Source organism: Halomonas elongata DSM 2581, from assembly GCF_000196875.2.
Taxonomy (GTDB): Bacteria; Pseudomonadota; Gammaproteobacteria; order Pseudomonadales; family Halomonadaceae; genus Halomonas; species Halomonas elongata.
In genome coordinates, this window is record NC_014532.2 from 1,451,820 (window position 1) to 1,476,201 (window position 24,382).

Consider the following 24,382-nt stretch of genomic DNA (forward strand, 5'->3'; position numbering starts at 1 on the left):
GGGGCACTGGCATGGCCAGTGCCCCCGTCTTGTTTCTGATCGCACGATAGAGGTGCAGGGCGGACGAGGTGGGCACTGATTCGAGGCAATGGCCGCTCGTTGACTGCACCAAGGCAGAACATCGAGGGCGTGAGGCAGGTGGCGAGGCGCGCTATTTGTCTGACATCAAAGCAATAATCAGGTGAAAGGTGATTCTGGCGTGGCCCTTGCTTGGGATTGTGGGCAGGGAGTGCACCCGGTGCATGCCCTGACTTTCGATCACTGACTTCCGATAACAACGATCCGGATCGCAAGGAGATCACCATGACCTCACCTCGTCCCGCCATGCGTCCTCGCTGGCTGGCCGCTCCATTATTGAGCCTGGCCGTCGCCACACCCGCTCTGGCGCAGGAAGATCCCATCAAGGTGGGCATCCTGCATTCGCTGTCCGGCACCATGGCGATCAGCGAAACGGTGCTCAAGGACACCGTGGAGATGCTGATCGAGCAGCAGAATGCCGAGGGTGGCCTGCTGGGCCGTGACCTGGAGGCGGTGGTGGTCGATCCCGCCTCCGATTGGCCGCTGTTTGCCGAGAAGGCCCGCGAGCTGCTTGCCCAGGAGAAGGTCGACGTCATCTTCGGCAACTGGACGTCGGTGTCGCGCAAGTCGGTGCTGCCGGTGGTCGAGGAGCTCAACGGCCTGCTCTTCTATCCGGTGCAGTACGAGGGCGAGGAGTCCTCCGAGAATGTCTTCTACACGGGGGCGGCGCCCAACCAGCAGGCGATTCCTGCCGTCAATTACCTGCATGATCAGGTCGGCGTCGAGCGCTGGGTGCTGGCCGGCACCGACTACGTCTATCCGCGTACCACCAACAAGATCCTCGAGGCCTACCTGAAGAACGAGTTCGGCGTGGCCGACGAAGACATCATGGTCAACTACACGCCTTTTGGTCACTCGGACTGGCAGAACATCGTCTCCGAGATCAAGGCCTTCGGCAGCGAGGGCAGGAAGACTGCGGTGGTTTCCACCATCAACGGCGATGCCAACGTGCCTTTCTACCGCGAGCTTGGCAATCAGGGTATCGATGCCGCCGACATCCCGGTCGTCGCCTTCTCGGTGGGCGAGCAGGAGCTTACCGGCATCGACACCGGCCCGCTGGTCGGCCATCTGGCCGCCTGGAACTATTTCATGAGCGTCGATACCGATGCCAACTATGACTTCATCGACGCCTGGATCGAGCACACCGGCGACGAGATGGCGGTGACCAACGATCCCATGGAAGCGCACTACATCGGCTTCAACATGTGGACCGAGGCGGTGCGCAAGGCCGGTACCACCGAGGTGGACGCGGTCAAGGACGCCATCATCGGCGTCTCGGTGCCCAACCTCTCGGGCGGCTACGCAACGATGATGCCCAACCACCACATCACCAAGCCGGTGCTGATCGGCGAGATCCAGGACAACGGTCAGTTCTCCATCGTCTGGGAGACACCTTCCACCGTGGCCGGCGACGCCTGGTCCGACTATCTGGAAGGTTCCAGGGACCTGATCAGCGACTGGCGCAAGCCCATGGAATGCGGCAACTACAACGTGGTGCGCGGTAGCTGCGGTGGCAGCCAGGCCGAGGAAGAGGCGTCCGAATAACACCCCGATCTGGATGCCCGATGCTGGGCGTCGGGGACAGGGCGTAGTGAGGGTCATCTGCCATGGATGGCAGATGTAGCGCCCAGGGATGGGTTCACAGCGCCCTCACGTAGGCCTGTCGACGGCTAAGCCCAGCCTTTCCTAAGCCCAGCCTTTCGCAAGATGTCGAATAACAGGACACGCCAATGAGGATGCTCCCACGCTTCCTGTCAGGCCTGCTGTGCCTGTGCCTGCTGTGCGGCCTGCCGCTGGCTGCACAGGCGCAGGACGATCCCGGTCAGGCCCTGCTGGATCCCCTCGCTACCGCCTCCTACGCCGAGAAGGGCGAGGCGATCGAGGCCATCATCGAAAGCGGCGACGCGCGCAGTCGCCGCTGGCTCGAGGCGCTGCTCGGCGGCAAGCTGCAGCGCCACAAGGACACCCGCCGCTTTGTCGTGGTCGTCGAGAACCGCGGCCGCAACTGGCCGGTGGTCGATGCGCTGAGCTTCGAGGATGCCGGCGAGATGTCGCGCCGCGAACTCGACCGCATCGGCATCAACAATGCCCTGCGCGGCCAGTTGCAGGGCGCGCTGGCGGTGCTCGACCTGCATGCCGATGAAGTCGCCGAACGTCGCGAGGCGGCCAGAGCGCTGCTTGGCGATGTCGATGCCGGCCTGGTCGAGCCGATCCGGGCGGTCATCGAAGGTGAGGAGGACGCCGAAGTGCGTCGCCTGCTCGAGCAGGCCCTGGCCATCCAGCGCCTGGAAGCGGGCGAGGTCGCAGCGGTGGAAACCCTGAGCGGCAGCCTGAATTCGCGGGTACGCGCGGCGCTGAATGTCGCCAGTCGCAGCGAGGACCCGGAACTCGCCGCCGCCGCGACCTCGGCCCTGGCCGCTATCGAGCAGAAGATGACGCTCAACCGGGGCCTGGAGACGCTCTACTTCGGTCTCTCGCTGGGCTCGGTGCTGGTGCTCGCGGCCATCGGCCTGGCGATCACCTTCGGCGTCATGGGAGTGATCAACATGGCCCACGGCGAACTGATAATGCTCGGCGCCTACACCACCTGGGCCATGCAGCAACTGCTGCCCGGCCAGCCCGGCCTGGCGCTGCTGCTGGCGATCCCCGCCGGCTTTCTGGTGGCGGCGCTGGCTGGTGTGGCCATCGAGCGCGGCGTCATCCAGTTCCTCAAGGGACGACCGCTGGAGACCCTGCTGGCCACCTTCGGCGTCAGCCTGATCCTGCAACAACTGGTGCGCACGGTGATCTCGCCGCAGAACCGTACCGTGGTCACGCCGGAGTGGATGAGCGGCTCGCTGATGCTCAACGAGGGCCTCTCGCTGACGCTCAATCGCCTCTACGTGCTGGGCTTCGCCCTGGTGGTGTTCGCCGCGCTGATGCTGGTGATGCGACGTACCCGCCTGGGCCTGGAGGTGCGGGCGGTGACCCAGAATCGCGGCATGGCGCGTGCCATGGGCATTCGCGCCACCCGGGTGGACATCCTGACCTTCGCCCTGGGCTCCGGGGTGGCGGGGCTGGCCGGGGTGGCGCTCTCGCAGCTCACCAACGTCGGTCCCAATCTCGGCCAGAACTACATCATCGACTCCTTCATGGTGGTGGTGTTCGGCGGTGTGGGCAATCTCTGGGGAACCCTGGTGGCCGGTTTGTCGCTGGGTGTCATCAACCAGGTGCTCGAGCCCTGGGCCGGTGCGGTGCTGGCCACGATCGTGGTGCTCGTGTTCATCATCCTGTTCATCCAGAAGCGCCCCCGCGGACTCTTTCCGCAGAAGGGCCGGGCAGCGGAGGGCTGATTCGCCATGTGGTTGACGAGACCTTTTCGTGAGCGCGCCACCCGGCTGTTCCTCGGCATCCTGCTGGCTGCCCTGGCGTTGGTGACGTTGCTCAACCTGGCCGTGCCGGCGGACCATCCGCTGCATGTCTCCACCTATACGGTGACGCTGCTCGGCAAGTACCTCAGCTATGCACTGCTGGCGGTGGCCGTCGATCTGGTGTGGGGCTATCTGGGCATTCTCAGTCTCGGCCATGGCGCCTTCTTCGCCCTGGGCGGCTATGCCATGGGCATGTACCTGATGCGCCAGATCGGTGATCGGGGCACCTACGGTGACCCGGTGCTGCCGGATTTCATGGTGTTCCTGGACTGGGACAGCCTGCCCTGGTACTGGCTGGGCTTCGACATGCCGTGGTTCGCCTTTCTGATGGTGTTTCTGGCGCCGGGCCTTTTGGCGCTGGTGTTCGGCTTTCTGGCATTTCGCTCGCGGGTCACCGGGGTGTATCTGTCGATCATCACCCAGGCCATGACCTTCGCCCTGATGCTGGCCTTCTTTCGCAACGAGATGGGCTTCGGCGGCAACAACGGCCTCACCGATTTCCGCGAGTTGCTGGGCTTCGATCTGAGAAGCGACGCCACCCGGCTGGGACTGTTCCTCGCCACCGGCGTTGCCCTGGCGTTGGGCTATGTGCTGTGCCGGGCGATCGTCGCCAGCAAGCTGGGCCGGGTCAGCGTGGCCTGCCGCGATGCCGAGGCGCGAGCCCGCTTTCTGGGCTATCGGGTCGAGCGTTTCCAGCTGTTCGTCTTCGTGGTCTCGGCGATGCTCGCCGGGCTGGCCGGCGCCCTCTACGTGCCCCAGGTGGGCATCATCAATCCCAGCGAGTTCTCGCCGATCTTCTCCATCGAGGTGGTGCTGTGGGTGGCGCTGGGCGGCCGCGCGACCCTCTACGGGGCGGTGATCGGCGCGCTGCTGGTCAACTATGCCAAGACGGTATTCACCGGGGTGATGCCCGATGCCTGGCTGTTCGCCCTGGGCGGCATGTTCGTGCTGGTCACCGTCTTCCTGCCCAGGGGAATTGCCGGCTTGCTGCGCCTGCGCCCCCGGCGTCGTGCCGCAACATCACAACCGACCGCAGGGGAGGCTGCCACATGAGTTTCCTGCAATCCCTGGCCGATCGCGATCGCGTCTTCGACTTTCTGGCGCCGGCGGCGTCTCCGGTGGACGTGCGCCACGGGCCCATCCTCTATCTGGAAGACGTCAGCGTCAGCTTCGACGGCTTCAAGGCCATCGATGCCCTCAACCTGACCATCGACGACGGTGAACTGCGCTGCATCATCGGTCCCAATGGGGCCGGCAAGACCACCATGATGGACATCATCACCGGCAAGACCCGACCCGATACCGGCTCGGCGTGGTTCGGCAGCCGTCACGACCTGCTGACCATGAACGAACCGGAGATCGCCAGTCTCGGTATCGGCCGCAAGTTCCAGAAACCCACGGTGTTCGAGGCATTGACGGTGTTCGAGAACCTGGAACTGGCCATGGCCGCCGACAAGCGCATCCTGCCCACGCTGACCGCGCGTTTGACCGGCGAGGTATGCGAGCGCATCGAGGAGGTGCTGGCGACCATCGGCCTCATCGAGCTGCGTCATGCTCCGGCGGGCATCCTGTCCCACGGCCAGAAGCAGTGGCTGGAGATCGGCATGCTGCTGATGCAGCGGCCACGCCTGCTGCTGGTGGACGAGCCGGTGGCCGGCATGACCGAGCAGGAGATGGAACGCACCGCCGAGTTGCTCACCGGCCTGGCCGGCAAGGGCAAGCAGTCGGTGGTGGTCGTCGAGCATGACATGGGCTTCGTGCGTTCCATCGCGCGCACCGTGACGGTGCTGCACCAGGGCAGCGTGCTGGCCGAGGGCAGCATGGACCGGGTCGCCAGCGATCCCAAGGTGGTCGAGGTGTACCTGGGAACCGAGGAGGAGGTCGCCTGATGCTGAGCATCGACACGCTCAACCAGTACTACGGCGAGAGCCACACCCTCTGGGATCTCGACCTCGAGGTGCCGGCAGGGCAGTGCACCTGCGTGATGGGACGCAATGGGGTCGGCAAGACCACGCTGATGAAGGCGGTCATGGGCGAAGTGGCCACGGCCTCCGGCAGTATCCGCTACGCCGACGACGTGGAATTGACCCGCAAGCGCGTGGAGGAGCGCTCGCGACTGGGCATCGGCTATGTGCCCCAGGGCCGACAGATCTTTCCGCTGCTCACGGTCGAGGAAAATCTGCGTACCGGCCTGGCCGCGCGCGGCGACGGCCGCAAGTCGATTCCCGAGCGCATTCATGAACTCTTCCCGGTGCTGGCCGAAATGCGCCATCGCCGCGGTGGCGATCTCTCCGGCGGCCAGCAGCAGCAACTGGCCATCGGGCGCGCCCTGGTGCTGGAGCCGCGCCTGCTGATTCTCGACGAGCCGGGAGAGGGCATCCAGCCCAATATCGTCACCCAGATCGGCGAGGTGATCCGCCGGCTGATTGCCGAGGACGGCCTGACCGTGCTGCTGGTGGAACAGAAACTGCCTTTTGCGCGTAAGTACGCCGATCGTTTCGCCATCCTGGATCGCGGACGGTCGGTGGCCGGGGGAGAAATCGGCGAGCTTTCCGATACGCTGATCAAGGAGCATCTGACCGTCTAGGCTCGGGAGCTACGAGCTACGAGCTACGAGCTACGAGCTACGAGCTACGAGCCACGAGCCACGAGCGCCCGCCACGGTTTCGACCGCGGCGGGCGTTTTGCCCTGTGCCGGTGCAGATGGTGTCGATGCGCACTCGAGTGGTGCGAACGGCTGTCTTTTCACTGGCCGCTGTGGTGCATGCAGGTATCTGGATACCTGTCTGTGTACAAAATAACTCTATGATTAAAAATGGTTTTTTTGTGTCTTCACCAGATTGGTACGCGACTTGCTCGGTATGAGGCAATGATCGCCACCGGATACACAGGACTCTAGTCAATGACGGCCATTCCGCACGCCATTCCTTCGCCTGGCGAGTCCGGTCACCGTTTCGATGCCGAACGCCGCTGGGCCGCCTCGCTGGAACTGGGGTTCGATGCTCGTGCGGATGGTCATACCCGCCTGGCGCGGGCGCGTCACCAGGGGCCATTGCGCGTACAGCGACCCTTCTATCCGGAGGGTGGTGCAGAGGCTTGCCACGTCTACCTGTTGCATCCGCCCGGAGGGGTGGTCAGTGGCGACTCGCTGAACATCGATGTCGAGGTGTCGGCCGGTGCCCGGGCGTTGCTGACGACCCCGGCCGCCAACAAGCTCTACCGGGCCGATAGCCACGCCGTTACCTGGGAGCAGAACACCCGGCTGCGGGTGGAAGACGACGCCATCCTCGAGTGGCTGCCCCAGGAAACGATCGCCTTCGACGGTTCCCGGGGCCGGCAGACGACGACCATAGAGCTCAGCGACCAGGCCCGCTGCCTGGGCTGGGAGGTACTGGCACTGGGGCGTCCGGCCAGCGATTTGCCCTTCGCCAGTGGGTGCCTGGAACAGCGCTTTCACCTGACCCGGGCAGGACGGCCGTTATGGCTGGAGCGCCAGCCTTTGGAGCCCGAGCATCCTCGCTTTGGCGGTTACTGGGGGCAGGGTGGCGCCACGGTTCAGGCCTCGCTCTGGACGGTAGGCCTCGACGATGCGGACGACGCCATCACGGCCCTGCGAGATGGGTTGACGGCCTCATCGCGCTGGGCGGTCACGCTGCGCAATGACGTCCTGCTGCTGCGTTACCTGGGGAATTCGCGCAACGAGGCCTGGGAGCTGTGTCGGCGCGCCTGGGAAATACTGCGCCCCCGGTTGGCGGGGCGTGAGGCCCGCGAGCCGCGGATCTGGAGGACTTGAATGGAAGAGGGAAGAAGTAAGAAGAAAGAGGTAAGAGGACAGGAGCAAGAGGAAAGTCGGCATGTTGCTGCTTCCTCCTCGGTCGAGGGGTTTTCCCTCTTGGAGGCGCTTGGCGCCGTTCTTCACTCTTCCAGCGGCGTTAGCCGCGCTTCCCGGGCGCGAAGCGCCGTCTTTACATCTTGAGGAGATCGCTATGGAACTGACCCCACGCGACAAGGACAAGCTGCTGTTGTTCTCGGCGGCGCAGTTGGCCGAGCGCCGCCGGGCGCGCGGGCTCAAGCTCAACTATCCCGAGGCGGTGGCACTGATCAGCTTCGAGATCCTGGAGGGTGCCCGCGACGGACGCACGGTGGCCGAACTGATGGGCTACGGTCGCGAGATCCTGGGCCGCGACGATGTCATGGAGGGGGTGGCCGAGATGGTCGATGAGGTGCAGGTGGAGGCGACCTTCCCCGACGGCACCAAGCTCGTGACCGTACATAACCCCATCGTCTAAAACTGGCTGCAAAGGATGAGTTCCATGATTCCCGGTGAATACCAGCTTCAGGACGGCGAGATCGCGCTCTGCGAGGGGCGCGAGCGCGTTACCGTCGAAGTCGCCAATACCGGCGACCGGCCGGTTCAGGTCGGTTCCCATTATCACTTTGCCGAGGTCAATCCGGCGCTGGTCTTCGAGCGCGAGAAGGCGCGCGGTTATCGACTCGACGTGGCCGCCGGTACGGCGATCCGCTTCGAGCCGGGCCAGAGTCGCGAGGTGACGCTCATTCCGTTTACCGGTCGCCGCCATATCTACGGTTTTCGCGGCGAAGTGATGGGCGCGCTGGACGCCGATGATCAGGGAGGCCAGTCATGACATCTTCCAACCGCTCTCCGAATCGCATCAGCCGCCAGGCCTATGCCGACATGTACGGCCCCACGGTGGGCGACCGGGTACGCCTGGGTGACACCGAGCTGTGGATCGAGGTGGAGCGCGACGCCACCCATTACGGCGACGAGGTCAAGTTCGGCGGCGGCAAGGTGATCCGCGATGGCATGGGCCAGAGTCAGCGTCACGACGCCGCCGTGATGGATACCGTGATCACCAATGCCCTGATCCTCGACTGGTGGGGCATCGTCAAGGCGGACGTGGGGCTCCAGGACGGTCGCATCGCCGCCATCGGCAAGGCCGGCAATCCCGATACCCAGCCCGATGTCGAGATCGTCATCGGCCCCGGCACCGAGGTGATCGCCGGCGAGGGCAAGATTCTCACCGCCGGTCACATCGACTCGCATATTCATTTCATCTGCCCGCAGCAGGTGGAGGAGGCGCTGGCCAGCGGTGTCACCACCATGCTGGGTGGCGGCACGGGGCCGGCCACGGGGTCCAACGCCACTACCTGCACGCCGGGCGCTTGGCACATCGGCAAGATGCTCCAGGCCGTGGATGACCTGCCCATGAACATCGGCCTGCTCGGCAAGGGCAACGCCAGCCTGCCGGGGGCCCTGGAGGCTCAGCTCGAGGCCGGCGCCATGGGGCTCAAGCTGCACGAGGACTGGGGCACCACGCCGGCGTCCATCGACAACTGCCTGGCGGTGGCCGAGCGCTACGACGTCCAGGTGGCGATCCACACCGATACCCTGAACGAATCGGGTTTCGTGGAGGACACGCTCGCTGCCTTCAAGGAACGCTGCATCCACACCTACCATACCGAAGGGGCGGGCGGCGGCCATGCGCCGGATATCCTCACTGCCTGCGCCAAGCCCTATGTGCTGCCGTCCTCCACCAACCCCACGCGGCCCTATACGATCAACACCATCGACGAGCACCTGGACATGTTGATGGTGTGCCATCACCTCGATCCCAACATTCCCGAGGACGTGGCCTTCGCCGACTCGCGGATCCGCCGCGAAACCATTGCCGCCGAGGACATCCTTCACGATATGGGCGTGATTTCGATGATCGCCTCCGATGCCCAGGCCATGGGGCGGGTCGGCGAGGTGATCTGCCGGACCTGGCAGACCGCGCACAAGATGAAGGTGCAGCGTGGCCTGCTGCCGGAAGACGTCGAACGTGGCGCCGACAATCTGCGGGCGCGTCGCTATATCGCCAAGACCACCATCAATCCGGCATTGACGCATGGCATCGCGCACGAGGTGGGCTCGGTGGAGGTCGGCAAGCTGGCAGACCTGGTGCTGTGGGACCCGGCCTTCTTCGGCGTCAAGCCGGCGCTGGTTCTCAAGGGTGGCATGATCGCCCTGGCGCCCATGGGCGATCCCAACGGCTCGATCCCCACACCCCAACCTGTGCATTACCGGCCGATGTTCGGCGCCCTGGGTCGGGCGGCCAGCCAGACCCGACGGACCTTCGTCAGCCAGGCGGCTCTGGACGCCGGCATCAGGGAAAAACTGGGCCTGGCCAGCGAACTCGCCGCCTGTCGCGACGTACGCAGCGTGCGCAAGTCCGACATGAAGCTCAACGAGGCCTGTCCCGATCTGCAGGTCGACCCCCAGACCTATGAGGTGCGGGCCGACGGCGAACTGCTGACCTGCGAGCCGGCCACCGAGCTGCCGCTGGCCCAGCGTTACCACTTGTTCTGAGCAACGAGCTACGGGCTCAAAGCTCGAGGCCCGAAATCGAGGGTGAATTGATGTTGAAACTGACCGAACGCCTGGGGCCCATCGAGACGGCGCGGGCGAGTGACACCCTGACCTTGCCGTTCGAGTCGCGTACCCGGGGGCGGCTCAAGGCGACCAGCGATGGCGGCCGTGAGCTGGGGTTGTTCCTGGATCGCGGCTCGGTGCTGCGCGATGGCGATGGCCTGCGTGCCGAGAGCGGAGAGATCGTGATGGTCCAGGCGGCTGACGAGCCGGTGGTCACGGCCTGGGTCGGTGCCGGCCTGCCGCTGGCCAGGCTCGCCTATCACCTGGGCAACCGCCATGTGCAACTGGCGCTGGGCGAGAACGAGCGCGGTGGCTTCGTGCGCTTCCCGCCGGATCATGTGCTGGAAGAACTGGCCGAGCGGCTCGGCGCGCGGCTCGAGCGCCACGTGGCGCCGTTCGATCCCGAGCCTGGCGCCTATGGCGCAGCCGGTCATCATCACGGTCACGATCATGTCCATTGAAGCCGGCCATCGCGATCCGCTGGCCCTGGCGGGGTTGCTGCAACTGGTCAGCCCGGCGTTGCCGATCGGTGCCTTCGCCTGGTCGCAGGGTTTGGAGAGCGCCTTCGAACTCGGCTGGGTGAATGATGAGGAAAGTCTCGAGGCCTGGGTGCAGGGCGTGCTCGACGATGGGCTGACGCACTGTGACCTGCCGGTGCTGGCGCGTGTCATGCGGGCCTGGGAGGGCGGCGACGCGGCGGCGTTGACGTACTGGAACGACTGGTTGCAGGCCAATCGCGAGACCCGGGAACTGCTCGAGGAAGAGCGCCGCCTGGGGGCGGCGCTGGTGCGGCTGCTGGGCAACCTGGAGCTCTTGCCGGCAGCGCCTGGGCCCCCGGAGACGCCGGGCTATGTGGTGATGTTCGGCCTGGCAGCCTGGCGACGCGGGATTACCGAGCGGGAGGCGCTGCTGGGCTTCGCCTGGGCCTGGCTCGAGAACCAGCTGGCGGTGGCCTGCAAGGCCTTGCCTCTGGGGCAGACGGCGGCCCAGCGCATCATCGAGCGCATGCGGCCCGCCCTGGCCCGGGCGGTCGAGGCGGCGTCGAGGTTGCCTGACGATGAGCTGGGGCCGGCTCTGCCCGGCCTGGCGCTCGCCAGTGCCCTGCACGAGACCCAGTATTCGCGGTTGTTTCGAAGTTGACAGATGGAAGCCGCCAGGCCAGCGCACTGCGCTCACCACGCCCCGCGTCCGAAACCCTGGCGCCTCGCTCGGTCTCCTGCGGTCGGAAAGACGGCACCGCCCTGTGCCGGCTTTCCTCGATCTTCCTCCCTGAAGATCGACCGCGTCGCCTCGACCGAGTCACCAGCGGCCACGCGAGGTGGATTCGGCAGCGGCCGGCCTGGCTGCACCGCAAACCTGACAGAGCCGCCCTGACGGCCAAGGAGAAAACGAGATGAAACATTGCCTTCGTGTAGGCGTTGGTGGTCCGGTGGGCTCCGGCAAGACGGCACTGCTCAAGCAGCTCTGCCTGGCATTGCGCGATCACTACGACCTCGCCGTGGTGACCAACGATATCTACACCCGCGAGGATGCCGACTTCCTGACGCACCACCAGGCGCTGCCCGCCGAACGGATTCTCGGGGTCGAGACCGGCGGTTGTCCGCATACCGCGATCCGCGAGGATGCCTCGATGAACCTCGCCGCCATCGACGATCTCCAGGCCCGCCATCCGGGGCTCGAGCTGGTGCTGGTCGAATCCGGCGGCGACAATCTGTCGGCGACCTTCAGCCCGGAGCTTTCCGATCTGACGCTCTACGTGATCGACGTGTCGGCCGGCGACAAGATTCCGCGCAAGGGCGGGCCGGGCATCACCAAGTCGGACCTGTTGATCATCAACAAGATCGACATTGCTGAACAGGTGCACGCCTCGCTCGAGGTGATGGAGCGCGATGCCGCCATGATGCGCGGCGAGCGGCCCTTCGTGTTCACCAACCTGCACGACGGCGTGGGCCTGGACACCATCGTCGACTTTCTCGTCGAGCGCGGCATGTTGCCCGACCGGCTCGACAAGCGTTCCTGAACTGCAACCGATGAACCTCGATCACGACAAGGAGATCACCATGCCTTCTGTGCCTTATTTCCGTTTCTGGCTCGCGGCCCCGATTCTGCTGCTGGTGTCCGGCATGGCCATGGCCCACCCCGGCCATGGGGCCGAGCAGGGCGGCTTCATGGCCGGTCTGGCGCATCCATTGTTCGGCCTCGACCATCTGCTGGCGATGGCGGCCATCGGCCTGTGGAGCCTCGGTCAGTCGCGTCGCCTGCGCATGGCCGTGCCGCTGCTTGCGGTGGGCGGCATGATCATCGGGGCGGGGCTGGCCGTCGCCGGAATCGGACTGCCGGGCGTGGAGAGTGCCATTGCGCTGTCGGTCCTGCTGGCGGGCGTTCTGGTCGCGACCCTGGCGAAGTTGCCGAGTCTGGTCGGCGGTCTCCTGGTGGTGGGCTTCATGCTCTTCCACGGCCATGCCCACGGTACCGAGATGCCGCATGGTGCCTCGCTGGTCACCTATCTGGCGGGTTTCAGCCTGGCGACCCTGGCCATCACCCTGGGCGCGCGTCTGGCCGGCGGCTGGCTGCAGGCTCGGCAGAGCCGCTCGCTGCGCGTCGTCGGTGGCGTGATTGCGGCGATTGGCGCCTTCTTCGCCCTGTCCTGAGCGGGTGAACGTCGAAACCTGCACACTGGACGACAAGCCGGTATGCTGCTCGGCATGGGGCCAGAGGACTGGCCAACAGCAGCAGGGAGCGCCGGCATGCCGAGACTCGCAAGTACCCGCCGGGGAGGCGGCAGGATCATGTGGTTGTGGGGAGCCTTGGCCATCGTGCTGGTGCTGTGGGGCGCCATGGCCGTCTGGCAGCGATACAAGCCGTTGCCCGAGGGGATCGGGCAAGCGCATCCCGAGCGGCGTGCCGTCGAGGCGCGCCTGCTCGTCGACGAGACCTGGTATGATGACTCCGGGCAGCGGCATCTCGACCAGGCGATCTTCGACGAAGTGCTGGCGATGATCGGCCAGGCTCGTCGCCTGATCGTGATGGACATGTTCCTGTTCAACGACTTCGCGGGCGACGCGGCGGAAGACGCCGATTTCGTGCCGCTCTCGTCTCGCCTCACCGATGCGCTGGTCGAGCAGCGCTCCCGTTATCCCGACCTCGAAGCGGTGGTGATCACCGACCCGCTGAACACGGTGTACGGCGGTCTGGCGCTGGAGCATCTCGAGCGGTTGCGCGAGGCGGGCATCAAGGTCGTGATGACCGATCTGGACCGGCTGCGTGCGTCCAATCCGCTGTGGTCCGGGCTCTGGCACCTGGGGATCGACCGGCTGGGCAATGATCCCGAAGGCGGCTGGCTGCCCAACGCGATGGGCTATGGGCGGGTGACCCTGCGCAGCTATCTGGCGCTGCTCAACTTCCGTGCCAACCACCGCAAGACGCTGGTGGTGGATCAGGGCGATGGCTGGGCGGGGCTGGTGACTTCCGCCAACCCTCATGACGCCAGCAGCCTGCACGATAACCTGGCGCTGCGCTTCGAGGGGCCGGCGGCGCTCGATCTACTGGCCTCGGAATGCCCGGTCGCGGCCTGGGCCGGGGTGACGCTGCCAGGTCCACCGCCGCCCGCGCCGTCCAGCGAGCCCGAGGGCGCGACCTTGAGGGTGCTGACCGAAGGGGCGATTCGCGATGCCTTGCTGCAGGTGATACGTGACGCGGCGCCTGGCGACCGGCTGGATGTCGCGGTCTTCTATCTGTCGCACCGGCCCGTGATCGACGCGCTGATCGAGGCGCGCCAGCGTGGCGTGACGGTGCGCGTGCTGCTCGATGCCAATCGCGAGGCCTTTGGCATCAAGAAGGGCGGCATTCCCAATCGTCCGGTGGCCGAGGAGCTGGCAGCGGCCGATGTCGAAGTGCGCTGGTGCGTTACCCGGGGCGAGCAGTGCCACACCAAGCTGCTGCTCCACCGGCCGGCGGCAGGCCACGATGTCTCGATGATACTGGGATCGGCCAACTACACGCGCCGGAACCTGGACGATCTCAATCTGGAAACCAACGTAGGCATGACGGGGCCAGCGACGCAGCCGGCCCTGGCCGACGCCATCGACTATGTCGAGCGACAGTGGCGCTCGACGCCGGCGCGCACCACCAGTCGTGAATACACCGAGGCCGATGATGTGGGCCCCATGGCCTGGTGGCGGTATCGACTGATGGAAGCCAGCGGGCTTTCCACCTTCTGAGTCCTGCGCCGGCGGTCAGTCCACGTGGGTGACCGCCTGATGGCGGGAGTCGACGTGCCAGGGCAGGCCGAGGCGGGTATTGCGCTCCAGCTCGGCGATGACCTGGGCGCCGAGCAGCAGGATGATGGCTCCGACCTCGAGGATCAGCAGGATCACGATCAGCGTTGCCAGGGAACCATAGACGGCGTTGACGAAGGAAAGGTTGGTGAAATAGAAGATCAGCAGCAGGCGCGCGCCTTCCCAGAGCAGGGCGGCGACGAAACCGCCGACCAGGGCGCGATGCAAGGCGATGCGCACCACCGGCATGACCTTGTAGATGGCGCTGAACAGCAGGAAGACACCGACGAAGCTGGTCAGGTTGAGCATCGGCCCCGAGAGGCCCGAAAGCGGCAGTTCACGGCCGAGCAGGGCCATCCAGACGGCATTGACGGCGTTGACCAGGCTGACCATGAGGGTCAGGCTCAACAGCCCGGCGCCGAGCACCAGCATGAAGGCGTAGGGCATCAGCACCGAGACCCAGACCGAGCGGTCGGTGTGGGTGTCCGGAGCGTGGAAGATGATCGCCAGGGCATCCTCGAGCATGCGAAAGGCGAAGGAACTGAAGACCAGCAGCACCGGAATGCCGAGGATGCCGATGGCGTCACGCGAATCGAGCAGCGAGCGCACGGCATCGAGCACCACCTCGGCATAGGCGGGGGTGAGATGCCGCACCTGGATCGACAGAACGCCCATCAGCTGCCGTTCGTCCACCACGCCGGCCAGCAGGACGACCAGCAGAGCGAACAACGGCACGATCGACAGCAGGACGTTGTAGCCGACGCCACCTGCCAGCAGGATGCCGCGATTGCGCAGGAAGGAGGTCAGTACCCGCCAGCCGAAGCAGGCCACCCGGCTGACGAAAAGCGGCAGGCGGCGTCTTGATGGTGAAGCCGGAGAATCGGACATGGGCAAACCGGTCGAGAGTCTTTCGGCATGATACGCTGTCCGACGCGATTCGCGTCAATCGCCGTACCGGGGGGGAACGTTCGCTTGTGAACGATTGTGCCCGGGTATCGGCAGGGGGACGCCAGGCAACGCCTCAGGGTGTATGCTGAAGCGACCTCATTGCGTATGGCCCGGGAAGGGGCCAGCACCATACACATCGACCCATCTCGGGGGAGAAAGCCGATGTCAGACAGTTCCATGCGAGAGCTCTTTCAGGACAATCGAGTCAGGGTACTGGCCATCGTGGCCGTGGTGGCCGTGATCTGGGCGCTGTTCGCTCAATCCAGCGCCAGTTCCAGCAACGAAGCGCGTGATTCCCTGCAATCACGGCTGGAAGCGGTGCAGACCGAGAACGAATCACTCAAGGCCCGGGTGGCCGAGCACGAAGCGGCACAATCCGAGGTCGAGGAGCTTCGGGCGCGTGCCGACGAGCTCGAGAAGCAGCGCCAGGCCGCCGAGGCCGAGCTGGAGAGCGTCACCGCTGAAGTCGAGCAGGCCAAGGCCCAGCTCGAGGAAGCCAATACGGCCCTCGAGCCCTTGCAATCCAAGGTGTCCGAGGCCGAGCAGAAGCTAGAGAAACGTCAGTCCTCCCTGGAGGATGTCCGCCAGCAGGCGGAGAAAGCCTCCCAGGCACGTGACGAGGCCGAGGCGGCCCGCGATGAGGCCGTGAAGGCTCGCAAGCAGGCCGAGCAGCAACGCGAGACGCTGGCGGAAAAGGTCGCCAAGCTCGAGGAGCAGCGCGACGAGCTCAAGTCTTCCCTGGAGCCGCTGCGCGAGGAGCATCAGCAGCTGCAAGCCCAGCGCGACGAGGCCAGCAGCAAGCTGGAAGCGCTGAAGACCAAGCTCCAGGAAGGCCGCAAGGAACTGGCCGGGCTCGATTCCAGGGTCGAGGCGCGCAGCCAGCAGCTGGCGCAGTTGAAGAGCGACCTGGCCGGCTGGCGCGAGGCCCTGGCCGACCTGGATGCCGAGGTGGCGTCCAACGACCAGGCTGATGGCAAGCAGGCCCAGGCCGGGGACAGCAGCGAGTCTGCGTCGTCCTCCGAGTCGGCCAAGGATGACAAGGCTCAGCCGCAGGATGGCGAGGCGAAAGCGTCGTCCTCCGAATCGGCCGAAGACGAGAAGGCTCAATCCCAGGGTGGAGAGGAAGCCTCGTCTGACGACGCGAAGCAGGAAAAGCAGGACGTGAAGGCCGAGGAAGCCTGACACCTGTCATATCGTTGATGAGGGTCATTGACGAAAGAAGGGCACGCCACGGCGTGCCCTTTGTCGTTCATGGGCATCCCTGACGTTGCATCACGCGGTGAGGGGGCGGGTATACTGGCGTTATCCGACCGTCCGGTCGGCCCCAAATGTAAAAGGAGCGAGTCGTGATCGAAGGGGTCAAGCATATCGTCGCCGTGGCATCCGGCAAGGGGGGCGTCGGCAAGTCCACCGTCACTGCCAACCTGGCCCTGGCCATGGCTGCCGAAGGGTATCGCGTCGGTATCCTCGATGCCGATATTCATGGACCCAGCCAGGCTCGCATGCTCGGCGTCGCCGAGGGCACGAGACCGGAATCGGCTGGGGAGAAGCGCCTCAAGCCCCTGGAGGCCCACGGGCTGCAGGCAATGTCGATGGCGTTCATGATCGATGTCCGCGAACCGACGGTATGGCGTGGCCCGATGGTGGCCGGCGCTTTCCAGCAGTTGCTGACCCAGACGGTGTGGGACGATCTGGACGTGCTGTTCATCGACATGCCGCCCGGCACGGGGGACATTCAGTTGACGCTGGCGCAGAAGGTGCCGGTGGACGGTGCCGTGATCGTCACCACACCCCAGGACATCGCACTGCTGGACGCCCGCAAGGGCATCGAGATGTTCCGCAAGGTCAATGTGCCCACCTTCGGGGTGGTGGAGAACATGAGCTTGCATGTCTGCTCGAATTGCGGTCACAGCGAGCCGATCTTCGGCGAAGGTGGCGGTGAGCGCATCGCCGCGGAATACGACACCCAGCTGCTGGGTCGCCTGCCGTTGACCCTGGCCATTCGTGAACAGGCCGATGGCGGCAAGCCGACCGTGGTGGCCGAGCCCGATGGCGAAGTGACCGCCACCTTCCGCGACATGGCGCGCCAGGTAGCCGAACAGCTGGGCAATGCGGTGGAGGATGAAGGGCCGGATATCTCGTTCAGCGAATGAGCTGCCGGCGAGCCGTGACGGCACGCGTCTTGCCCGCTATCATGGCGGGCTTGTTTCGACCCATCAGGACGACCTCTTCATGAGCATCAAATCCGACCACTGGATCCGTCGCATGGCCGAGAACGAGGGCATGATCGAGCCCTTCGAGGCCGATCAGGTACGTTATGTGAACGACCGTCGGGTGATCTCCTACGGGACGTCCAGCTATGGTTACGATGTCCGCTGTTCCGATGAATTCAAGGTGTTCACCAACATCCACTCGGCGGTGGTGGACCCCAAGGGATTCGATGAAAAGAGCTTCGTCGACATCAAGGGCGATGTCTGCGTGATCCCGCCGAACTCCTTCGCCCTGGCGCGGACCATCGAATACTTCCGCATTCCCCGCAGCGTGCTGACGATCTGTCTCGGCAAGTCCACCTATGCGCGTTGCGGCATCATCGTCAACGTGACGCCGCTCGAGCCGGAGTGGGAAGGGCATGTGACCCTGGAATTCTCCAATACCACCAACCTGCCGGCCAAGATCTACGCCAACGAAGGCGTGGCCCAGATGCTGTTCCTGGAATCCGACGAGGTCTGCGCCACCTCCTACAAGGATCGCGGGGGCAAGTACATGGGGCAGCGAGGGGTGACGCTGCCGCGGACCTGAACGCGCGCTGTGCCGAAGCGGAGGGGCGATGCCAGGTTGCTTGTCAGTCCCTTCGGCCTTTGGCGTGGCAGGCTCGCGACGTGATTATTCGAGGCCGAGTTCCCGTCGGCGCTTTTTGCTCAGCCCCATCGTCACTAGATGATGCGATTTTCCGAGATAGTGGCTCAACTCGTCGTTGGGGCATTGGCGGCCGTCGTATAGCTGTATCCATTTCAGGCCGCGCGAGGCCAGGTAGGGAGCGGGTCTGAAGCCTGGTTGATCGCGCAGCACCTCGAAGTCGAGCTCCGACACCTTGAAGGTGAATGCCGGCGTATCGAGCTTCTCCCAGCCGCCGATGGCGAATACCTTGCCTCCGACCTTCCAGACATGGGAACCGCCCCATTGCATGACGTAGGTGGTCGCCGGCAGGCAACGGCAAACGTCATTGTACTCGTCGTACGTCACTCCGATCTCCTTGGCGGCGACATTCCTCGAGCGGTGCTTGGCCACCAGAATGCTGCGTGATCACGGGGCGCCCAACGTTCATTCGTGTGTCTGTCATCCGGGCTTCCCGGAGGTCGCCATGAGTTCCTGGCAGGAAATATTGCAAACACCTGATTGAATCGTTCGTTTTATTGCCTATCTTTTCAGGTATCGGTGTCGCTGGATCGCACCGATTTCCAGGGCAATAAGACAATAAGGACACGATAATGATCAAGGGACTTTCCTCTGCAACCACGGTTGAAATAACCCAATACTTCGAGCTTCGCCGCCTGACGGCCACCATCCTCTGTGCCGGAATGGGGGTGGCCGGGCTCATGGCCTCGGCTCCGGTCCTGGCCTACTCCAGTATCTATGTGTTCGGCGACAGTCTGAGCGATGCGGGGCAATTTCCGGATAGCGAGTTGGGTGGACTGAACACGCTACGTTTTACCAACCGGCTAGGCCCAGACCACGACACCACTCCCTATGGGCAGATTGCGACACAGTTGCTGGCAAAGGAGCTGGGCCTATCGGTGGTGCCCTCGACGTCCATCGTCCGGGATCAGGCCGGCCTGCCGGATGGAACCAATTACGCGGTGGGAGGATATACCACCGACCAGATATTGGCCTCGATCACCCAGGAGGGAGGGTCGGTCGTGCAGGCGGGTACGCCGTTTGACCGGAGCAAGGATGGCTACCTGGTTGCCTCTGGCGGCGTGGCCGACTCGGAGGCGCTCTATTACGTCAACGGCGGGGGCAATGACTTTCTGAATGGCCTGGTGACGGGGCCAGAGGGCGCCGTTGGCGCTGCTCATACCCTGGCTGACGCGGTGAACGCTCTGGCAGAGGCGGGGGCGAGCACCATCATGGTCGCCAATCTGCCGGATGTCGGGAAGACACCCGCTGGTCAGGCGGCTGGCCCGGCCCAGGCGGCAGGGACCTCGGCGCTGGTCGAGATATTCAATGATGCCTTGGGGCAGCGCCTGGCCGCGCTGGACGGCAGTGTCGACATCATTCGCTTGAATACCGATGGCCTGATGGCCGAGATCCTGGCATCGCCGGGCGAGTTCGGCTTTGCCGACGATGTACCGCTAGATCGGGTTTGCTTCGACGGTGCCTGCAATATCACGCCTTATGGGCAGGGCGGTGCCCAGGAAGACCCTGATAAGCTGCTGTTCAATGACGGTGTGCACCCGACGACGGCGGGGCAACATGTCCTGGGCGATTACGCCTATGCGATGCTGGCTGCGCCCGGGGTGCTCGGTCTGGCACCGAGGCTGGCGGTTGGTGCGCTGGACGCCACTCAGCACGGCTTGAGCAATGAGTTACGTCCAGGGGCCCAAGTGGAGGGCGTGCGGGTCTTTGCCACTGGTTCTGCTACCGAGGGCAGTGAGCACGGCAGGCGCTCCGATAGTCGGGAGTCCCTCGACAGCACCCAGCGGGGCGCCGGCGTGGGGGTGATGCTGCCGTTCGGTCACGGTTATGGCGGTGTGGCAGTCAGCCAACGCTATGGCGAGTTCGACCTCGATAATGGCAGCGACCTCGATGTTGAAGGCCAGGTCTTCAGCTTGTTCGCACGGCAGCACCTGGGGCCTGTCGGTGTGCAGGCGGTGGCCAGTTATGGTGATTTCGCGCTGGATCTCGACCGTCATGTGCGGTTGGGGAAGTCCTCGCGCACGCTATCGGGAGATCCGGATGGTGATGGTTTCGGTGCTGAGGTGAGAGTCGATTATCGTCTCACGGACAGCGACTCGCTCTGGTACACCGCGCCTTTCATGGCTTATCGCCATGTCGAGGCTGATATCGATGGTTATCGTGAGGCGGGATCGGCCGCCAATGCCTTGATCGTGTCCTCCCAGGACTTGAAGGAACGGCGCGTCGAGCTAGGGTTCATGGCCGATCGAGGCTTGATGGACGGATATGGCCTATATGCTGAGGCAGCCCTGGGTGAGCATTTGGGGGACGATCCGAAAGCCGCCGAGGTGCGCCTGGCCAGCCTGCCTAGCAATGCATGGCGTGCCGATGACATGGAGCGGGATAGTGATCACTATCTGCGCGTGGATGCCGGTTGGCGCATGCAGCTCGGTGAGAATGGCATGCTGCACCTGGGAGCCGGTGCCGAAACATGGGACGAAGTCGCCGCACATTTCGAGGTGGGTGCCAGCCTGGCTTTCTAGGCAATGACGGCTCCAGCCCCTGCCGTGATCGGCAGGGGCTGGGATGAGGCTTCAGACGTCCTCGTCCAGCTCCTCGGCGGCATCGTCGTGGGAGAGACGCATGCCGGTGGCCGGAAGCGGGGTGCCGTCCATGGTGACGGTGTCGCCCGACAGCTTGAGGCGCCCTTCGAGAAACCAGTTCACGGCAATGGGCAGGATCAGGTGTTCGCGGGCCTGCACCTTGTCCTTCAGGCTGTCTTCGGAGTCCGTGCTGTCGACCTTGACCACGGCCTGGAGTGCCACAGGGCCGCCATCCAGTTCCTCGGTGACGAAGTGCACGCTGCAGCCGTGCTCGGTCACGCCGTCGGCGAGTGCCCGGGCATGGGTGTGCAGGCCCTGGTAGGCCGGCAGCAGCGAGGGATGGATGTTGAGCATCCGCCCCAGGAAGCGCTGGACGAAGCGCGGGGTGAGGATGCGCATGAAGCCGGCCAGGATCACGAGGTCGGGCTCGTGGCGTTCGATGACCTTGATCAGCGCACCATCGAAGGCCTCGCGGCTCTCGTACTCGCGGTGGGGCAGTGCCACGGCATCGATGCCGGCATCGCGGGCGCGCTTGAGGCCGTAGGCGTCGGGCTGGTTGGACACCACCGCGGCGATCTCACCGCCGAGACGGTCGTGTTCCTGGGCCTCGATCAGCGCCTGGAGGTTGCTGCCGTTGCCGGAAATCAGCACCACGACCCGCCGCGGCTCGGCGGGTTCGGGGGTGAAATCCTGCAGGGTATCGCTTGGGTAGTCGGTCTCGCTCATTCTTTCAGGTTCTCCAGTCGGACCGCGTCATCGTTCTCGCCACGTGCGACGATGTCGCCGATGCGGTATACCGTCTCGCCCAGGGCCTGGAGGTGGGCTCGCGCCTGGTCGGCCCGATCCGCCGGTACCACCAGTACCATGCCGATGCCGCAGTTGAGCACGCGATGCATCTCGTGTTCGTCGACGTTGCCCTGGGCCTGCAGCCAGTCGAAGACCGCCGGGCGTTTCCAGCTGGCCACATCGATGCGGGCGGCGGTACCTTCGGGCAGGACCCTTGGCAGGTTCTCGAGCAGGCCACCCCCGGTGATGTGGGAAAGCGCATGAACCGGGATGTCGGTTTCCTTGAGCAGGGACAGCAGCGGCTTGACGTAGATGCGGGTCGGCGCCATCAGAGCATCGCCCAGGGGGCGGCCGTCGATGGCGGTGTCCAATGACGCCTCGCTGAGCTCGAGGATCTTGCGGATCAGCGAGTAGCCGTTGGAGTGCGGCCCGGACGAAGCCATGCCCAGCAGGACATCGCCTTCGCCGACCCGCTGGCCATCGAGAATCTCGTCTTTCTCGACCACGCCGACGCAGAAGCCGGCCAGATCGTAGTCGTTGCCCTCGTACATGCCGGGCATCTCGGCGGTTTCGCCACCGACCAGGGCACAACCGGCCTGTTCGCAGCCCTGGCCGATGCCGGTCACCACGTCCGCGGCGATGTCGACATCCAGCTTGCCCGTGGCATAGTAGTCGAGAAACAGCAGGGGCTCGGCGCCGGCGACCACCAGATCATTGACGCACATGGCCACCAGGTCGATGCCGATGGTGTCGTGGCGCCCGAGGTCCATGGCCAGGCGAAGCTTGGTACCCACGCCGTCGGTGCCGGAAACCAGCACGGGCTCGCGGTAGCCGCTGGGAAGCTGGCACAGGGCGCCGAAGCCGCCCAGACTGCCCATGACCTCGGGGCGAGTCGTGCGACGGGCAACGCCCTTGATGCGATCGACCAGGGCATTGCCGGCATCGATGTCGACGCCGGCATCCTTGTAGCTGAGCGAGGCGCCGCTCGGGCGCTTGGTGGAGTCGGTCATGGCCTGTCCTGTATGAACATTGCTGTCGAAGACGCGTCCCGGTGCCTTGGCCGTACAGTGGGGCAAGGGCGTCACGGTGGGCAAGATTGGGCGGAGATTGTAGCATCACGAGGCGTGGCACGCACCGCCACACCGGGCATCGCACAGGGAGAGCAGGATGCGTAGACAAGGCTGGATCGCGGCCGTACTGGCGGCGTTGGGGTTGTGGTTCCTGATCAGCATAGAACCGGTGCTGATGCCGTTTTTCGTCAGCATGGTACTGGCCTATCTGGGCGATCCGCTGGCGGATCGACTGGAAGACAAGGGACTTTCGCGACGGCTGTCGGTATCGCTGGTGTTCCTGCTGCTGACGCTGGTCATCGTGCTGAGCCTGCTGCTCGTCATCCCGATTCTGGGCAGACAGATCGGCCAGCTTATCGAGTCGCTGCCCGCCATTCTGGGCTGGGTGCAGAGCACGGTGGTGCCGCGAATCCAGTCGATGACCGGCATGGATCTGAGCACGGATTTCGACCAGATGCGCGAGACGCTGGTCGATAACTGGAAGGAAACCGGCACCTTCGCGGCGACCTTGCTGGCTCAGGTGTCGAAGTCGGGTCTGGCGCTGGTCGCGTTGGTCGGCAACCTGGCGCTGATTCCGGTGGTGACCTTCTATCTGCTGCTGGACTGGGATGACCTGGTGGCCAAGGTGCGCGGATCGCTGCCACGCCGTTGGGAGCCGACGGTGGTGCGCCTGGCCGGGGAGTGCGACGAGGTCCTCTCGGCCTTCCTGCGCGGGCAACTGATCGTCATGCTGTGCCTGGGTATCATCTATGCCATCGGCCTGACCTTGCTGGGCGTGAAGTTCGGCCTGCTGATCGGCCTGTTGTCGGGGCTTGCCAGCATCGTGCCCTACCTCGGGGTGATCGTCGGTATCTCGGTGTCCGGACTGGTCGCCTTCTTTCAGTCCGGCGGCGAGATCTGGATGCTGCTGGGCGTGGCGGCGGTCTTCGGTTTCGGCCAGTTCATCGAAAGCATTGTGCTGCAGCCCAAGCTGCTGGGCGACAAGATCGGCCTGCACCCGGTAGCGGTGATCTTCGCCGTGCTGGCCGGCGGTCAGCTTTTCGGCTTCACCGGGGTGCTGGTGGCGCTGCCGGTGGCGGCGATGGTCATGGTGGTCTTGCGTTACCTGCATGAGCGCTATAAAAACAGTTCGCTCTACGATGCGGATCGTCGAGCTTCGAACGAGGAATCGCCATGAGTCGAGCACCCGCGCAGCTGCCATTGGGAGTCGGACTGCGTGACGATGCCACCTTCGCCAACTTTTATCCGGGGCCCAGTGCGACCCTGGTGGCTTGCCTGAAGCATCAACTGGAGGAGAGCGGCGAGCCGTTTCTCTATCTGTGGGGTGCCGATGGCGTGGGGCGCAGTCATCTCCTGCAGGCGGCCTGCCATGCCGCCTCCGATCAGGACCGGCGAGCGCTCTATCTACCGCTCGAGGAACTCGGCCACTTTCCGCCGCTGATGCTCGAGGAGGTGGAGCGGCTCGACCTGCTGGCCATCGATGACCTGGATCGGGTCGTCGGTCGCAAGCGCTGGGAGGAAGCGTTGTTCCATGCCTTCAACCGCTTGAGGGACGACGGGCGACGACTGATCGTTGCCGCTTCGGCGCCGCCTCGACAGCTGGCGGTCACCTTGCCCGACCTGGCATCCCGGTTGACCTGGGGGATGACGTTCCAGGTGCCCGGGCTTGATGATCAGGGGCGACTCGAGGCCCTGCGACTGCGAGCCGGAGGGCGAGGCATGGAACTGCCCGACGAGGTCGCACGCTATATCCTGCACCGTGGGCCGAGGCGTCTCGAAGCGTTGTTCGAGGTCCTGGAAACGCTCGATCGGGCCTCATTGTCGGCCCAGCGCAAGCTCACGATTCCCTTCGTCAAGCAGGCGCTGGGCTGGTAGGCCGTTC

The 24,382-nt window shown here is 64.9% G+C and carries 24 protein-coding genes; 20 read left to right on the forward strand and 4 right to left on the reverse strand.

Going from position 1 to position 24,382, the window contains the following annotated elements; translation table 11 throughout:
- Positions 1-303: 303 nt before the first annotated feature.
- The 14 genes from urtA (at position 304) to HELO_RS07005 (ending at position 14,141) form a co-directional block, all read left to right on the forward strand.
- The gene (gene urtA, locus HELO_RS06940; protein ID WP_013332027.1) at positions 304-1,623 is read left to right on the forward strand and encodes an urea ABC transporter substrate-binding protein; all 1,320 of its coding nucleotides are present in this window, start codon (positions 304-306) and stop codon (positions 1,621-1,623) included.
- A 185-nt stretch (positions 1,624-1,808) separates the two neighbouring features.
- Positions 1,809-3,410, forward strand: coding sequence for an urea ABC transporter permease subunit UrtB (gene urtB / locus HELO_RS06945; protein ID WP_013332028.1), 1,602 nt, complete (start codon positions 1,809-1,811; stop codon positions 3,408-3,410).
- A 6-nt stretch (positions 3,411-3,416) separates the two neighbouring features.
- Entirely contained in the window at positions 3,417-4,541 is a 1,125-nt protein-coding gene (gene urtC / locus HELO_RS06950; RefSeq protein WP_013332029.1) for an urea ABC transporter permease subunit UrtC, read from the forward strand.
- On the forward strand, positions 4,538-5,377 hold the full coding sequence (gene urtD / locus HELO_RS06955; protein ID WP_013332030.1) for an urea ABC transporter ATP-binding protein UrtD: 840 nt from the start codon (positions 4,538-4,540) through the stop codon (positions 5,375-5,377). Before urtC ends, urtD begins: the two co-directional genes overlap by 4 nt.
- The gene (urtE, locus tag HELO_RS06960; RefSeq protein ID WP_013332031.1) at positions 5,377-6,075 is read left to right on the forward strand and encodes an urea ABC transporter ATP-binding subunit UrtE; all 699 of its coding nucleotides are present in this window, start codon (positions 5,377-5,379) and stop codon (positions 6,073-6,075) included. The genes urtD and urtE overlap by 1 nt, the downstream gene beginning before the upstream one ends.
- Positions 6,076-6,390: 315 nt before the next feature.
- Positions 6,391-7,281, forward strand: coding sequence for an urease accessory protein UreD (locus tag HELO_RS06965; protein WP_013332032.1), 891 nt, complete (start codon positions 6,391-6,393; stop codon positions 7,279-7,281).
- A gap of 193 nt (positions 7,282-7,474) precedes the next feature.
- Positions 7,475-7,777: an urease subunit gamma gene (locus HELO_RS06970; RefSeq protein WP_013332033.1), complete on the forward strand. Its 303-nt coding sequence runs from the start codon at positions 7,475-7,477 to the stop codon at positions 7,775-7,777.
- A 24-nt stretch (positions 7,778-7,801) separates the two neighbouring features.
- Positions 7,802-8,134 (forward strand): urease subunit beta, encoded by a 333-nt coding sequence (locus HELO_RS06975; RefSeq protein ID WP_013332034.1) that lies wholly within the window; start codon positions 7,802-7,804, stop codon positions 8,132-8,134.
- On the forward strand, positions 8,131-9,858 hold the full coding sequence (gene ureC, locus HELO_RS06980; protein ID WP_013332035.1) for an urease subunit alpha: 1,728 nt from the start codon (positions 8,131-8,133) through the stop codon (positions 9,856-9,858). The genes HELO_RS06975 and ureC overlap by 4 nt, the downstream gene beginning before the upstream one ends.
- A gap of 50 nt (positions 9,859-9,908) precedes the next feature.
- Positions 9,909-10,382, forward strand: a complete 474-nt coding sequence (ureE, locus tag HELO_RS06985) for an urease accessory protein UreE (RefSeq protein WP_013332036.1) — start codon at positions 9,909-9,911, stop codon at positions 10,380-10,382.
- Positions 10,372-11,061, forward strand: a complete 690-nt coding sequence (locus HELO_RS06990; RefSeq protein ID WP_013332037.1) for an urease accessory protein UreF — start codon at positions 10,372-10,374, stop codon at positions 11,059-11,061. Before ureE ends, HELO_RS06990 begins: the two co-directional genes overlap by 11 nt.
- 253 nt (positions 11,062-11,314) lie before the next feature.
- Positions 11,315-11,941 carry an urease accessory protein UreG gene (gene ureG / locus HELO_RS06995; protein WP_013332038.1) on the forward strand — a complete coding sequence of 209 codons (627 nt, stop codon included), beginning with the start codon at positions 11,315-11,317 and terminating at the stop codon, positions 11,939-11,941.
- Positions 11,942-11,981: 40 nt separating this feature from the next.
- Complete coding sequence (locus tag HELO_RS07000; RefSeq protein ID WP_013332039.1) at positions 11,982-12,572, forward strand: HupE/UreJ family protein; 591 nt, start codon at positions 11,982-11,984, stop codon at positions 12,570-12,572.
- A 96-nt stretch (positions 12,573-12,668) separates the two neighbouring features.
- Positions 12,669-14,141, forward strand: a complete 1,473-nt coding sequence (locus tag HELO_RS07005; protein WP_013332040.1) for a phospholipase D-like domain-containing protein — start codon at positions 12,669-12,671, stop codon at positions 14,139-14,141.
- A gap of 15 nt (positions 14,142-14,156) precedes the next feature.
- Here HELO_RS07005 and HELO_RS07010 read toward each other — a convergent pair whose 3' ends face one another.
- Entirely contained in the window at positions 14,157-15,086 is a 930-nt protein-coding gene (locus HELO_RS07010; protein WP_013332041.1) for a YihY/virulence factor BrkB family protein, read from the reverse strand.
- 222 nt (positions 15,087-15,308) lie between these two features.
- On the opposite strand from HELO_RS07010, the gene HELO_RS07015 reads away from it, so the two are divergent.
- From HELO_RS07015 to dcd, 3 genes are all read left to right on the forward strand, one after another.
- A complete protein-coding gene (locus tag HELO_RS07015; protein ID WP_013332042.1) occupies positions 15,309-16,328 on the forward strand; it encodes a coiled-coil domain-containing protein in 1,020 nt (339 codons plus the stop codon).
- Between the two features lie 167 nt (positions 16,329-16,495).
- Positions 16,496-17,299, forward strand: a complete 804-nt coding sequence (gene apbC / locus HELO_RS07020; RefSeq protein WP_174208852.1) for an iron-sulfur cluster carrier protein ApbC — start codon at positions 16,496-16,498, stop codon at positions 17,297-17,299.
- A 79-nt stretch (positions 17,300-17,378) separates the two neighbouring features.
- Positions 17,379-17,945 carry a dCTP deaminase gene (dcd, locus tag HELO_RS07025; RefSeq protein WP_041601982.1) on the forward strand — a complete coding sequence of 189 codons (567 nt, stop codon included), beginning with the start codon at positions 17,379-17,381 and terminating at the stop codon, positions 17,943-17,945.
- Positions 17,946-18,029: 84 nt separating this feature from the next.
- Here the strand turns inward: dcd and HELO_RS07030 are convergent, their stop codons facing one another.
- Positions 18,030-18,389 carry an MmcQ/YjbR family DNA-binding protein gene (locus HELO_RS07030; protein WP_013332045.1) on the reverse strand — a complete coding sequence of 120 codons (360 nt, stop codon included), beginning with the start codon at positions 18,387-18,389 and terminating at the stop codon, positions 18,030-18,032.
- 245 nt (positions 18,390-18,634) lie between these two features.
- On the opposite strand from HELO_RS07030, the gene HELO_RS07035 reads away from it, so the two are divergent.
- Positions 18,635-20,584, forward strand: coding sequence for an autotransporter outer membrane beta-barrel domain-containing protein (locus HELO_RS07035; RefSeq protein WP_013332046.1), 1,950 nt, complete (start codon positions 18,635-18,637; stop codon positions 20,582-20,584).
- A gap of 51 nt (positions 20,585-20,635) precedes the next feature.
- On the opposite strand, the gene purN is transcribed toward HELO_RS07035, so the two are convergent.
- Both purN and purM read right to left on the reverse strand, forming a co-directional pair.
- Positions 20,636-21,370, reverse strand: coding sequence for a phosphoribosylglycinamide formyltransferase (gene purN / locus HELO_RS07040; RefSeq protein WP_013332047.1), 735 nt, complete (start codon positions 21,368-21,370; stop codon positions 20,636-20,638).
- Positions 21,367-22,440 carry a phosphoribosylformylglycinamidine cyclo-ligase gene (gene purM / locus HELO_RS07045; protein ID WP_013332048.1) on the reverse strand — a complete coding sequence of 358 codons (1,074 nt, stop codon included), beginning with the start codon at positions 22,438-22,440 and terminating at the stop codon, positions 21,367-21,369. The genes purN and purM overlap by 4 nt, the downstream gene beginning before the upstream one ends.
- A 157-nt stretch (positions 22,441-22,597) precedes the next feature.
- Between purM and HELO_RS07050 the strand changes: the two genes are divergently transcribed.
- Complete coding sequence (locus tag HELO_RS07050; protein ID WP_013332049.1) at positions 22,598-23,677, forward strand: AI-2E family transporter; 1,080 nt, start codon at positions 22,598-22,600, stop codon at positions 23,675-23,677.
- Positions 23,674-24,375: a DnaA regulatory inactivator Hda gene (hda, locus tag HELO_RS07055; protein ID WP_013332050.1), complete on the forward strand. Its 702-nt coding sequence runs from the start codon at positions 23,674-23,676 to the stop codon at positions 24,373-24,375. Before HELO_RS07050 ends, hda begins: the two co-directional genes overlap by 4 nt.
- The last annotated feature ends 7 nt before the right edge of the window (positions 24,376-24,382 follow it).

Bases quoted from the DNA above. Each gene is read 5' to 3' on its own strand.
- urtA (WP_013332027.1), top strand. From the start codon at position 304: ATGACCTCACCTCGTCCCGCCATGCGTCCTCGCTGGCTGGCCGCTCCA.
- urtB (WP_013332028.1), top strand. From the start codon at position 1,809: ATGAGGATGCTCCCACGCTTCCTGTCAGGCCTGCTGTGCCTGTGCCTG.
- urtC (WP_013332029.1), top strand. From the start codon at position 3,417: ATGTGGTTGACGAGACCTTTTCGTGAGCGCGCCACCCGGCTGTTCCTC.
- urtD (WP_013332030.1), top strand. From the start codon at position 4,538: ATGAGTTTCCTGCAATCCCTGGCCGATCGCGATCGCGTCTTCGACTTT.
- urtE (WP_013332031.1), top strand. From the start codon at position 5,377: ATGCTGAGCATCGACACGCTCAACCAGTACTACGGCGAGAGCCACACC.
- HELO_RS06965 (WP_013332032.1), top strand. From the start codon at position 6,391: ATGACGGCCATTCCGCACGCCATTCCTTCGCCTGGCGAGTCCGGTCAC.
- HELO_RS06970 (WP_013332033.1), top strand. From the start codon at position 7,475: ATGGAACTGACCCCACGCGACAAGGACAAGCTGCTGTTGTTCTCGGCG.
- HELO_RS06975 (WP_013332034.1), top strand. From the start codon at position 7,802: ATGATTCCCGGTGAATACCAGCTTCAGGACGGCGAGATCGCGCTCTGC.
- ureC (WP_013332035.1), top strand. From the start codon at position 8,131: ATGACATCTTCCAACCGCTCTCCGAATCGCATCAGCCGCCAGGCCTAT.
- ureE (WP_013332036.1), top strand. From the start codon at position 9,909: ATGTTGAAACTGACCGAACGCCTGGGGCCCATCGAGACGGCGCGGGCG.
- HELO_RS06990 (WP_013332037.1), top strand. From the start codon at position 10,372: ATGTCCATTGAAGCCGGCCATCGCGATCCGCTGGCCCTGGCGGGGTTG.
- ureG (WP_013332038.1), top strand. From the start codon at position 11,315: ATGAAACATTGCCTTCGTGTAGGCGTTGGTGGTCCGGTGGGCTCCGGC.
- HELO_RS07000 (WP_013332039.1), top strand. From the start codon at position 11,982: ATGCCTTCTGTGCCTTATTTCCGTTTCTGGCTCGCGGCCCCGATTCTG.
- HELO_RS07005 (WP_013332040.1), top strand. From the start codon at position 12,669: ATGCCGAGACTCGCAAGTACCCGCCGGGGAGGCGGCAGGATCATGTGG.
- HELO_RS07010 (WP_013332041.1), bottom strand. From the start codon at position 15,086: ATGTCCGATTCTCCGGCTTCACCATCAAGACGCCGCCTGCCGCTTTTC.
- HELO_RS07015 (WP_013332042.1), top strand. From the start codon at position 15,309: ATGTCAGACAGTTCCATGCGAGAGCTCTTTCAGGACAATCGAGTCAGG.
- dcd (WP_041601982.1), top strand. From the start codon at position 17,379: ATGAGCATCAAATCCGACCACTGGATCCGTCGCATGGCCGAGAACGAG.
- HELO_RS07035 (WP_013332046.1), top strand. From the start codon at position 18,635: ATGATCAAGGGACTTTCCTCTGCAACCACGGTTGAAATAACCCAATAC.
- purN (WP_013332047.1), bottom strand. From the start codon at position 21,370: ATGAGCGAGACCGACTACCCAAGCGATACCCTGCAGGATTTCACCCCC.
- purM (WP_013332048.1), bottom strand. From the start codon at position 22,440: ATGACCGACTCCACCAAGCGCCCGAGCGGCGCCTCGCTCAGCTACAAG.
- HELO_RS07050 (WP_013332049.1), top strand. From the start codon at position 22,598: ATGCGTAGACAAGGCTGGATCGCGGCCGTACTGGCGGCGTTGGGGTTG.
- hda (WP_013332050.1), top strand. From the start codon at position 23,674: ATGAGTCGAGCACCCGCGCAGCTGCCATTGGGAGTCGGACTGCGTGAC.